This is a genomic window from Collinsella sp. CLA-ER-H10 (assembly GCF_040092475.1).
Lineage (GTDB): Bacteria > Actinomycetota > Coriobacteriia > Coriobacteriales > Coriobacteriaceae > Collinsella.
Genome location: NZ_JBBNLM010000024.1, coordinates 17,443 through 28,181 on the forward strand (window position 1 = coordinate 17,443; position 10,739 = coordinate 28,181).

The 10,739-nt window shown below is 60.0% G+C and carries 9 protein-coding genes; 5 read left to right on the forward strand and 4 right to left on the reverse strand.

What is annotated here, in order from left to right:
* Nucleotides 1-75: 75 nt before the first annotated feature.
* The gene (locus AAAX36_RS08540; protein WP_195568744.1) at nucleotides 76-1,158 is read right to left on the reverse strand and encodes a putative manganese transporter; all 1,083 of its coding nucleotides are present in this window, start codon (nucleotides 1,156-1,158) and stop codon (nucleotides 76-78) included.
* A 172-nt stretch (nucleotides 1,159-1,330) separates the two neighbouring features.
* Here AAAX36_RS08540 and AAAX36_RS08545 point away from each other — a divergent pair, with 172 nt between their 5' ends.
* The 5 genes from AAAX36_RS08545 to AAAX36_RS08565 all read left to right on the forward strand — a co-directional run bounded on the left by AAAX36_RS08545 (nucleotide 1,331) and on the right by AAAX36_RS08565 (nucleotide 7,148).
* Nucleotides 1,331-2,299: a 3'-5' exonuclease gene (locus AAAX36_RS08545; RefSeq protein WP_349075094.1), complete on the forward strand. Its 969-nt coding sequence runs from the start codon at nucleotides 1,331-1,333 to the stop codon at nucleotides 2,297-2,299.
* A gap of 652 nt (nucleotides 2,300-2,951) precedes the next feature.
* Complete coding sequence (locus tag AAAX36_RS08550) at nucleotides 2,952-4,058, forward strand: hypothetical protein (RefSeq protein ID WP_349075096.1); 1,107 nt, start codon at nucleotides 2,952-2,954, stop codon at nucleotides 4,056-4,058.
* A gap of 389 nt (nucleotides 4,059-4,447) precedes the next feature.
* A complete protein-coding gene (locus AAAX36_RS08555) occupies nucleotides 4,448-4,813 on the forward strand; it encodes a metalloregulator ArsR/SmtB family transcription factor (RefSeq protein WP_035137284.1) in 366 nt (121 codons plus the stop codon).
* A 63-nt stretch (nucleotides 4,814-4,876) separates the two neighbouring features.
* Entirely contained in the window at nucleotides 4,877-5,095 is a 219-nt protein-coding gene (locus AAAX36_RS08560; RefSeq protein ID WP_117735568.1) for a heavy metal-associated domain-containing protein, read from the forward strand.
* 100 nt (nucleotides 5,096-5,195) lie between these two features.
* On the forward strand, nucleotides 5,196-7,148 hold the full coding sequence (locus tag AAAX36_RS08565) for a heavy metal translocating P-type ATPase (protein ID WP_349075097.1): 1,953 nt from the start codon (nucleotides 5,196-5,198) through the stop codon (nucleotides 7,146-7,148).
* A 261-nt stretch (nucleotides 7,149-7,409) separates the two neighbouring features.
* Here AAAX36_RS08565 and AAAX36_RS08570 read toward each other — a convergent pair whose 3' ends face one another.
* The 3 genes from AAAX36_RS08570 to AAAX36_RS08580 form a co-directional block, all read right to left on the reverse strand.
* On the reverse strand, nucleotides 7,410-7,799 hold the full coding sequence (locus tag AAAX36_RS08570) for a metal-dependent transcriptional regulator (RefSeq protein WP_217750867.1): 390 nt from the start codon (nucleotides 7,797-7,799) through the stop codon (nucleotides 7,410-7,412).
* A 207-nt stretch (nucleotides 7,800-8,006) separates the two neighbouring features.
* Nucleotides 8,007-8,777 carry a Cof-type HAD-IIB family hydrolase gene (locus AAAX36_RS08575; protein WP_055285814.1) on the reverse strand — a complete coding sequence of 257 codons (771 nt, stop codon included), beginning with the start codon at nucleotides 8,775-8,777 and terminating at the stop codon, nucleotides 8,007-8,009.
* Nucleotides 8,778-8,783: 6 nt separating this feature from the next.
* A complete protein-coding gene (locus AAAX36_RS08580) occupies nucleotides 8,784-10,640 on the reverse strand; it encodes an ABC-F family ATP-binding cassette domain-containing protein (protein ID WP_349075099.1) in 1,857 nt (618 codons plus the stop codon).
* Nucleotides 10,641-10,739 lie beyond the last annotated feature (99 nt).

The following is a 10,739-nucleotide window of genomic DNA, read 5'->3' on the forward strand; positions in this document are numbered from 1 at the left end:
TCTACCTTTTTGTTTTGGCAGCGGGAAATGCCCTGGTCACAGGGGTAGATCGTAAGACATGTCCCAATAATCTACTTAAAGGCCAACGGCGGATAGGATAAGGCCCCAGCCGGCGCCGATGACGTACATCATGACCAGGAACACGACGTTTTCGCGGGCGCTGCGGTTGGTGCGGAACAGCACCAGGTAGCCCACGCCGGCAGAAATGAGCGTGCCGGCGAGCATCGGGGCCAGCTGCAGCGCGCCTTCCAGGTACAGTTGCGTGATGACGACGCTGGCCGAGCAGTTGGGAATCAGGCCGACAAGCGCCGAGCCCAGGACCGCAAGCGTCTCGTTGCCGCGCAGGAACTGCTCGATCGCCGACTCGCCAAAGGTCTCGAGCACGGCGACCAGAATCAGCGTCACCAGGAAAATGAATACCGACACCTGCACGGTATGCGAGATCGCGCTGCGGATGATCGACACGATGGGCGCGCCCTCGTAGGAGTGGCTGTGGTCGTGGTGGCGCTCGTGCTCGTCCGCGTGACCATGATCGTGGCTGTGGTCGTGCCCGTGCTCGTCCTCATCCTCGTCACAGCCGCAATGATCGCGTTCGCACAGCTCGTGGATGTGATCAGCACTTACGCCCGCCTCGGCCACTTCATCAATGATGTCGCCCCCGGTATGGTCGTCGTGCGCGCAGTTCACATGAGCCGGATTGGCAGCGGTCCCCAGCACGGTACGGCGAATCGCCGCATGCGCGCGGGCATTACGACGAAGGCCGCGGATAGCCGCATCCACGATAAAGCCCGTGACCAGCGCGATCAGCGCCTTCGAGGCGAGCAACATCGCCATGGTCTGCACGGGAACTTGCTCGGCGAGCAACAGCGGCAGCATCTCATCGGAGGTCGAAAGGAACACCGCCACCAACGTGCCCAAGGTCACGACACGACCGGCGTACAGCGTTGCCGCCATTGCCGAAAAGCCGCACTGCGGCACCATGCCCAGCAACGAGCCAACCACGGGACCCGCGGCGCCGGCGCGCTTGATGGCGCCGTTAACGCTGTCGCCCGCGACGTGCTCCAGGGTCTCGAGGGCCAAATATGTCACCAATAAGAACGGTACCAGCGAGAGCGTGTCCTTGCCGGCGTCGAGCAGAATATCAATCAGCAAATCCATGACGGATGGAACCTTTCGTGTCTTTCGGCAGCATTGTAAAAGTCCTAGCGGTCAACTAGGGTATTGTAGTTGTCCTAGGCGCGATGCCAATAGTTGCCCATGGTAAACTATCATCTCGCCACATCTTAATGACACTGAGCCGCACGACGCGGCCCATCCAAGGAGCAGTTGTATGAACGTTTCACAAGCACTCGAATACGAGCGCCAGCCGTTTATTCCCATGTTTATCTATGGCGATCACGGCGCCATGGAATCCGAGCGCCAGAAGGGCGAGGAGGCCCTTAAGGTGCTCGAAACCGAGTACTTTACCGCCGAGGGCGACCCCAGCTTCGACTTTGCCACCGTGCGCGACCTGGCTGACCGCAACCGCGACCTGTGCGACCAAATTGGCGAGGCACGCCTGCGCAACGTGACGCCCGCGACGCTTTCGCGCGGCCTGTCCGATGCCGACACCTGCGCCGCCATCGGCAAGATGCAAAAGCGTACCGCTGCGTCCGTCATGCGCGAAATCCGCGGCGACCGCGACGCGCTCGGCGTGGCGTACGCCCGCAAGCCTATCCAGGGCACGGTGCTCGGCATCGACATCGAGACCACCGGACGTGCGCCCGAGCGCGGCTATATCATCAACGTGGGCTGGGAGATCATGGAGCTCACCAGCGACGCCGTCCCGCATGACGCCGAGGCACACTACTGCGGCTTGCCCGACATCTACCGCGGCGAGGATGTGCCGCTATCGAACATCCATCACATTACCTGGGACGACATCGACGGCAAAAAACCATTCCGCGAGAACAAGGAACTGCAGAAGCAGCTGCTCAAACTTATGAAGAAGTACCCGTACATGGCGCATAACGCCGCGTTCGAAGACAGTTGGTTCAAGATCCACCTGGACGGTTACGCCGAGGCACGCCGCGCCGGCAAGATCATCGTCATCGACTCGCGCCAGATCTGCCGCAGCCTGGATGCCGACGTCCGCTCGCTCCCCCGCGAGTCCGCCCCCGCCGCGCTCGAGAACTGGGCGCGCCGCCGTGGAACCCTCGCCGCCGACGCCAGCGAGCAGCATCTGGGTCTGGACGACACCGACCTCATGCTCCGCACCGTTCAAGCCGAGTTCAACCTCAAGAACCTGTTTGCGAAATAACCTATCCATCTGCGGGAGCGCCTGCCAGGCACAGTGCAATCCGTCTGGACGCACCGGCACGCAGTAAACTAGGGCGCAGCCTTATGGCTGCACCCTAGTTTTCATCAAAACGAGCAAATATGCGTGCTTCACATAGTCGGCAGGTTGGCCCACCTACATTTTTCCAGTTGTTCGGCCAGCTGAACCACTAGTCGAGGCCCCTTGAACCGCAATCGAAGCTAAAATCGCCTTAATTTCGCAACCAAGCCCCATAAATCTACCTGAATCAATTCGAATAGGACGTTGCGATCGCGCCATTCGTATAGGATAAGGCCGAATAACTCAAATTATGTTGGTGAGGCATCTGAGCGGTCGGCAAAAACGCTTAGAAGCTACGAATCCGCAACTAAAGTTCACCAAAAAGGGGCAGCCGGCAGAAACCTCCCCAGCCGAAGCTGCTCCCTCAATACGACAGCTCAAAAACCCACCGTTCGCAGAAGATAAGCCACGCCCCAATACCGTTGCCCGAAGTTTCGGGCGTATGCGGCGTCCGCTATGCCATCATGCGCGTATGGGAATCATTCTGTCACATACCACGGCACGCGCTGTATACCAAACAGCCAACTCGCTCGCAAGCTACGCGACCGGTCCCATACCTATGGAAAAGATTAGGGTGTCTGCGCCGACCACGTCCGACCTGGAAGCGGCACGAGCATGGCTCAACAGAAAGAATGTCGATTCTGAACGCATCCATGTGCTGACGTTTTCCAATAATGCCAAAAGGCACCGCAAGGGCTGCATCTGCCACTGCACGCGCTATGCGTTTGATGCAGAAAGCTACCTAGAACTCGAGCCGAACGTCTACATCGTCGATATCAAGCTGTGCGCGTTAGAAGCAACAGCCGACCTCAACCTTTCGGAGCTCGTTGAGTATTACTTTGAAATCTGCGGCTCCTACGCGCTTGGAACGTCCGACGAAACTCAATATCGCAAGCGCCCAGCCCTAACCAGCGTTGAAGAGCTCAGAGCCTTCTTTTCAGAGGCATCGGGGTATCGTGGATCTAATAAAGCACTTAAGGCACTTTCTTATGTACGCGAAGGCTGTCGCTCCCCACTCGAAACGGCGTTTGTCATGATGCTGACAATGCCCAAGTCAATGGGTGGCTTAGCCATACGCGCTATCAAAACGGATTATCCGATCCCAGTCCCCAAAAGATACGCCGCCCTAACGCGACGGACGGTTTTCTACCTCGACGCGCTGCTCGAAAATTCAATGACCGATATCGAATACAACGGCTTTTACCACGACGAGCCCGGGCAGCAGTCAATTGACGAGGAGCGCCGAAACACGCTGCGAAACATGGGATATGCCGTTATCACAGTTAATCGTCATTCGTTTTTCAAGCAGTCCGCTTTTAGACGGGTCATGGAAGCAATTCGCATTCGCGAGAAGATATGGCCCGGTCGACTCCCGGATAACTTCGCCATCCTGCAAGAAACTCTTCGTCAATTTGTCTTGCGGCGCTACTTCGAATACGGTCGCCGCGTCCTGGAGACACTCAAAGAAGAAGAGGCCGCCAAGCGCGAAATTGCAAGCCAATATCCGCAAGCTGATGACCCGAGCATCAACGATGTGCCCGAACCCGACGACATGCAACACGTCGGGGCCCTTGCTGAGGAAATCAATGGGCCTTGGGAATGCGACATGTCCGCAAAAATCGATGAAAACCGCACGGAAGACGACACGATTATTGATCTAATTGAGAATTCGCTCTTCTAAAGGCGATCTCTGCGGATGTCCACCTACATTTTTCGACTTATTCGGCCACCGATGTGCCAGATTGGCTGCAGCAATGCTCAATATAACTTTAGATAAAACTGATTCTGCAGGAACTCCCGTAGAGGAAGAACTGATTCTCGCGGTATTTTACACGATAAAGTACAAATATGAACAGTTCTAATGCTTCTCAAGGTGGCTTTCTTAGCATGCTAGCCGAACATCTCGAAATATGTTGGCGAGCATTGCGTCGATGTCTCCCAACCCACAGAAAATCGCAGAGGCGGAAAGCAGTCATCGAAATTATCGCAAATTGTATTGACATATGAACATACACTCATATAATCGGAAGCAAGTTATATGAGTGTATGTTCATATGAAGGGATATTGCAATGAGCATCCGCGTTGATGAAACGAAACTCGACATCGAGGCCACCGAACCCGCGATCCCGACCACCTGCTCGCCCGAGGACCTTCCCGACGAGGAGCTTCTCTACGACCTCGCCGACCTGTTCAAGGTCTTCAGCGACACCACGCGCATCAAGATTCTCTATGCTCTCATGGGCCGCGAGCTCTGCGTGGCAGACATCGCCGAAGCGACCGAAACCTCGCAGTCCGCGGTGTCGCACCAGCTGCGCACACTCAAGCAGTCACACCTGGTTAAATTCCGGCGCGACGGGCGCAATATCCTATACTCGCTCGCCGACGACCACGTCTACACCATGCTCAACCAGGGCATGAGCCACATCTGCGAATAGCGACCAACCACGGTACCAGCGCGGCCTGCACCCAAGCCGCAAATACGGAGAAAGGAACCCACCATGAAAAAGCAGTTCAAGCTCGACGAGATCGACTGCGCCAACTGCGCGCGTAAGCTTCAGGACGAGCTGGCCAAGCTCGAGGGCGTCAAGTCCGTTTCGGTCAACTTTATGACCCAGAAGCTGACGCTCGAGGCCGATGAAGCCGAGTTCGACGAGGTCCTCGACCGCGTTGTGGAGTTCACCGCCGACGCCGAGCCGGACTGCGAGATCATTCTCTAGCCCAGGTTTACGCCAACCCGCAAGGCCGCGCTTGCCGCGGCCTTTGCTCGCGAAATTGTATGAGCGAGTGTTCATACGTTCAAATGGGAGGATACGAGTCATGGCCACCGCCGACCCCAAGAAGAAAAAGAAGAAGCGCAAGAAAAAAGAGTCACTCGAGCATAAGCGCAACCGCATACTGGTAGCGCTGGGCATTTTTGCCGTGGTGTACGCCCTCGATGAGTTCGGCACCCTCACCGCCGCATTCGGTACCCCGGGCGACATCTACGCCAGCTTTATGCTGTTCCTCATACCGTTTTTGATTGCCGGCTACGACGTGCTGCAAAAGGCATTCAATAACATCCGCCGCGGCAAGGCCTTCGACGAGAGTTTCCTTATGGCCGTCGCGACCATCGGCGCGTTTGCCATGGTGCTCTTCCCCGACACCGATCCGCACATGGCCGAAGGCGCCGCCGTCATGCTGTTCTACCAGGTCGGCGAGCTGTTCCAGGCATACGCCGTGGGCAAGAGCCGTAAATCGATCAGCGCCATGATGGACATCGCACCCGACTACGCCAACGTCGAGCAACCCGACGGCACACTCGAGCAGGTCTTCCCCGATGACATCGCCGTGGGCACCGTGATCGTGGTCAAGCCCGGCGAGCGCGTGCCCATCGACGGCGTCATCGTCGAGGGCGAAACCCAGCTCGACACCGCCGCCCTTACCGGTGAGTCGGTCCCCCGCCCGGCCAAAACCGGAGACGATATCATCAGCGGCTGCATCAACATGACGGGGCTCATCCACGTGCGCACCACCAAGCCATTTGGCGAGTCCACTGTCGCGCGCGTTCTGGAGCTCGTAGAAAACGCCAGCGAAAAGAAGGCGCGTACCGAGAACTTCATCACGCGCTTTGCCCGCGTCTACACGCCCGCCGTCACCGGCGCGGCCGCGGTGCTCGCGCTTGGCGGCGGCTTGGTCACCGGCGCCTGGTCCGACTGGATCCTGCGCGGCCTGACCTTCCTGGTCGTCAGCTGCCCGTGCGCGTTGGTGATCAGCGTGCCGCTCAGTTTCTTTGGCGGCATCGGCGGCGCCTCCAAGCTGGGCGTTCTCATCAAGGGTTCTAACTACCTCGAGACGCTCGCCGACGTGGACACCGTCGTCTTTGACAAGACGGGCACCCTCACCAACGGCACATTCTCGGTGGTCGCGGTGCACCCCGAGGCTGGCTACACCGAGCAGTCGCTGCTTGAAGTCGCAGCCCTTGCGGAGTCGTTCTCCGATCACCCCATCGCGCAGTCCGTGCGTGTCGCCTACCAGGGCGAGGTCGACCCCAAGCGCGTAAGCAACTCCGCCAACGACGCGGGCCACGGCGTGACGGCAACCATCGACGGCAAGCACGTCGTCGTTGGCAACGCAAAGATGCTCGCCGCGGCCGGCGTTGAAGCACCGGACTGTGAGGTTGTCGGCACAATCCTCCACGTGCTCGTTGACGGCGTGTACGCCGGCCACATCGTGATTGCAGACACCGTTAAGGCCGATGCCGAGCAGACGATCCGCGACCTGCACGCCGCCGGCGTCAAGCGCACCGTCATGCTCACGGGCGACCGCGAGGAAGTGGCTGCTGCGGTGGCCAAGCGGCTGGGGCTCGACGAGTTCCACGCGCAGCTGCTGCCGGGCGACAAGGTCGAGCGTGTTGAAGCGCTGCTTGCAACCGAGAGTGGCAAGGGCAAGCTCGCCTTTGTGGGCGACGGCATCAATGATGCGCCCGTGCTTACGCGCGCCGATGTGGGCATTGCCATGGGCGCTATGGGTTCCGACGCCGCGATTGAGGCCGCCGACGTGGTGCTCATGGATGACAAGCCGTCCAACATTTCCCGCGCGATCCGCGTGGCGCGCAAGACCATGGCGATTGTTTGGCAGAACATCATCTTTGCGCTGGGCATTAAGCTGCTGATTCTAGTGCTGGCAGCACTCGGCATTGCCAACATGTGGCTTGCTGTGTTCGGCGACGTAGGCGTGGCGATCATCGCCATCCTGAACGCCATGCGCGCGATGGGTGTCAAGAACCTGTAGCGTTCGTGGGCTGTCCGGCCGGGGCCGGGCTTGGTTTTGAAAACGTCCTCGCGCATGAGGCCCGTCTTTCCTGCTCCTGCGGAGCAACGGAAAGACGGGCCTCGCGCTGCGGAGTGTTTTCAAAACCAAGCCCGGCCCCGACCTGCGTTGACACAGCTGGTGGTTCTTGGGCATCGCTTACTGACGGGGTTCCTTGTCTGAATTGGACTTAGTTGGTGGTGCTACTGATCCCGGTCGCTGTCCCGCGCCGCTGCGGGAGTGCTAGTCGGTCATTATTGGCGCCGAAGCACCGTCCCGTCCCAGCATCGCCCTCAGCTTCTCGAAGCTTTCCTCGCTTAGGCAGTGCTCCATGTGGCAGCCCTCTTGCGACGCGACCTCAGCCGAAACACCCGCATCCTCTAGCAGCCCCACGAAAAAGCAGTGACGCTCCCACATTTGGCGCGCGACCTCCAGACCACGCTCCGTCAGATGAACGTCGCGCTTGCCCATTTCGACATAGCCGTTGCTTTCCAACGTCGCCATGGCCTTGGAAACGCTCGCCTTGGTTACGCCGAGGTGCTCCGCAACGTCGATCGAGCGCACGATGCCCTGACGTTCCGACAGAACGTAGATCGATTCGAGATAGTCTTCTCCGGATTCACGTAGGGCCATGGGCCGCCTTTCGCGATGATTGCTAGTTAGCCTTTGGATACTTTTCACAGCTTACTTTACCGCAAAAGTTGCCCATGTCTTACTACTTTGCCTAAAAGTTAGCCGTGTTTCACAAAACGTGCGGGACGAAAACAAAATGGGGACGCCCCGCAAGGAGTGTCCCCAGGTGCCGGCAGAAAAGGAGCGTCCCAAAGTGCCGAGCCGCAGCTATAACAGGCCAAAGTGCTTTGCGGCGTTGTAGATCCCATCGTCGTCCACGGCGGTCGTCACGTAGGTCGCCGCAGCTTTCACCGTGTCCTGCGCGTTGCCCATGGCCACACTTGTGCCCACGGCCGAGAACATCGACAGGTCGTTCTCGCCGTCGCCAAAGGCAATCGCTTCACTCGCGTCGATGCCCAGGCGCTCCAGCGTCGCCGCCACACCCAGGTCCTTGCCGCCGTTGGCCGGAATAATGTCGCAGAACAGGTCGCACCAGCGCGTGGTGAGCGAATGCGACACGGCATCGGTCACGATATGCTCGTCAACTGGGTCAACAAAGGCACAGAACTGATAGACCGGCGCGTCAAAGGCATGCTCAAACGGCTCCTCGTGGTAGACGATTCCCGCGTTGCTGCCAGCCGTCACCACGCGCTCGGACAGGCGGTTCACAAACGAGTTCTCGCCCTGCATGCACAGTGAGTCGTAGCGCCCCTGCGCCACCTGGTCCACAATCACCGCAACGTCGTCCGGATCGATCGGGCAGCTGCGGTAGACGCCCTTGGCATCAAAACAGTGCTGGCCCGAAAGCGTAATGTACGCATCCCAGCCCAGGTCGAACAGCCAGTCCGGCATCTGGTAGGTCGGACGGCCCGTGGCGATCACGCACGCAATCCCCTGCTCGCGAAAGCTGTCGAGCACCTGCTGCGCCGACGCCGGAATCCGGTGGGTCTTAAAGCTCAGCAGCGTACCGTCGATATCGAAAAACGCGGCTTTGATCATTCTCGCCTACTCCTCGCCCTCGAGCTTTTCGCTCGCCTCGAGCCACGCCATCTCCAGCTCGTCCATGGCGGCGTGAGCCTCGTCGATCTTTGCCTGCTGCTCGCCGAGCGCCGTGTAGTTGGTGGGATCGACCTGGGCCATGGCGGCCTCGGCCTCCTCCACGCGGGCGCGCTGCGTCTCCATCTTGCGCTCGAGCGAGCTCACCTCGCGGCGGAGCTTCTGACGCTCGGCGTTGGAAAGGCCGTTGGGCTGACCGCTCGACTTGGGCTTGTCGGCAGCAGCCGCCGCACCGGTGTCGAACGTGCCGGTCTTAGCGCTCGGCGCGCCCACGGGCTCGCCCTCGGCGGTAGCGTTGCACAGGCGCAGGTACTGGTCCACGCCGCCGGGCATATGCGTCAGATGGCCATCGAGCAGTGCCCACTGTTGGTCGGTCACGCGCTCCATCAAAAAGCGATCGTGTGTCACCAGGATCAGCGTGCCGGGCCAGCCGTCCAGCAGGTCCTCGACAATCGCGAGCATGTCGGTATCCAGGTCGTTGCCCGGCTCGTCCAGGATGAGCACGTTGGGCTCGTCCAGAATCGTCAGCAACAGCGACAGGCGACGGCGCTGACCGCCCGAAAGATCGCCGATGCGGCTCCAGAGCTGCTGCGTCGTAAAGCCCAGACGCTCGCAGAGCTTCTCGGGCGAAGTCTCCTTGCCGTCGATGACGTAGTACTTCTTATAGTTGCCGAGCACCTCGCGGATCGTGTTGCCCATGTAGGGTTCGAGCTCCTCGAGCTGCTGCGACAGCACGCCAAAGCGCACTGTCTGGCCAATCTTCACGCGGCCGCGCGTGGGTTCAATCTTGCCCTGGATCACGTCGAGCAGCGTCGACTTGCCGGCACCGTTCTCGCCCAGCAGGCCATAGCGGTCGCCCGCACCAATGAGCCAGGTCACGTCAGAGAGCACCTGCTTGGGCGCGCCATCGGTATCCGCATAGCCGGCGTCCACGTCGACCACATCGATAACCTGCTTGCCCAGGCGGCTCACGGCGAGGCGCTTGAGCTCCAGCTCGTCACGCACGGGCGGCACGTCGGCGATCAGCTCGCGAGCGGCATCAACGCGAAACTTGGGCTTGGTGGAACGCGCCTGGGCGCCGCGGCTCAGCCACGCGAGCTCCTTGCGCGCCATGTTGCGACGGCGTTCCTCGGTAACCGCGGCCATGCGGTCGCGCTCCACGCGCTGCAGGATATATGCGGAGTAGCCGCCCTCGAAGGGATCGACCTGGCCGTCGTGGACCTCCCACATGCTGGTGCAGACCTCGTCCAAGAACCAGCGATCGTGCGTGACCACGAGCATTGCGCCCTGACCGCGCTGCCAGCGAGCCTTAAGATGGCGTGCAAGCCAGTTGATGGTGCGCATGTCCAGATGGTTAGTGGGCTCGTCGAGCATGAGCACGTCGTAGTCGCCGATCAACAGGCGCGCGAGGTCCACGCGGCGGCGCTGACCGCCCGAAAGCTCGCCCACCGTGCCCTCCCAGGGCACATCGCTGATGAGGCCGGCGAGGATCTGGCGCGTGCGGGGGCTCGACGCCCACTCGTACTCGGGGGCGTCGCCCACAACGGCATGATGCACGGTATCAGTATCGACCAGGTTGTCCTTTTGGCCGAGCAGACCGATCGTCGTGCCGCGGCGGTGCGTCACGCGTCCGTCGTCGGGCTCCAGCGTGCCAGCGAGCACGCTCAGCAGCGTCGACTTGCCGTCGCCGTTTTTACCGACAATACCAATGCGGTCGCCCTCGCCCACGCCGAGCGTCACGCTATCGAAAATATGCTTGGTGGGAAACTCTAGGCTGACGGAATCGCATCCCAAAAGAATCGCCATATGCCCTGCTCCTTCGTAGAAATTCAACGTTGTCCATGATAGCAGCGAGCCCCACCCCAAACCACCACGAAGGCGCCTGTGAACTGCCTCCCATTTCTT

Bases quoted from the DNA above. Each gene is read 5' to 3' on its own strand.
- AAAX36_RS08540 (WP_195568744.1), bottom strand. From the start codon at position 1,158: ATGGATTTGCTGATTGATATTCTGCTCGACGCCGGCAAGGACACGCTC.
- AAAX36_RS08570 (WP_217750867.1), bottom strand. From the start codon at position 7,799: ATGGCCCTACGTGAATCCGGAGAAGACTATCTCGAATCGATCTACGTT.
- AAAX36_RS08560 (WP_117735568.1), top strand. From the start codon at position 4,877: ATGAAAAAGCAGTTCAAGCTCGACGAGATCGACTGCGCCAACTGCGCG.
- AAAX36_RS08565 (WP_349075097.1), top strand. From the start codon at position 5,196: ATGGCCACCGCCGACCCCAAGAAGAAAAAGAAGAAGCGCAAGAAAAAA.
- AAAX36_RS08575 (WP_055285814.1), bottom strand. From the start codon at position 8,777: ATGATCAAAGCCGCGTTTTTCGATATCGACGGTACGCTGCTGAGCTTT.
- AAAX36_RS08545 (WP_349075094.1), top strand. From the start codon at position 1,331: ATGAACGTTTCACAAGCACTCGAATACGAGCGCCAGCCGTTTATTCCC.
- AAAX36_RS08555 (WP_035137284.1), top strand. From the start codon at position 4,448: ATGAGCATCCGCGTTGATGAAACGAAACTCGACATCGAGGCCACCGAA.
- AAAX36_RS08580 (WP_349075099.1), bottom strand. From the start codon at position 10,640: ATGGCGATTCTTTTGGGATGCGATTCCGTCAGCCTAGAGTTTCCCACC.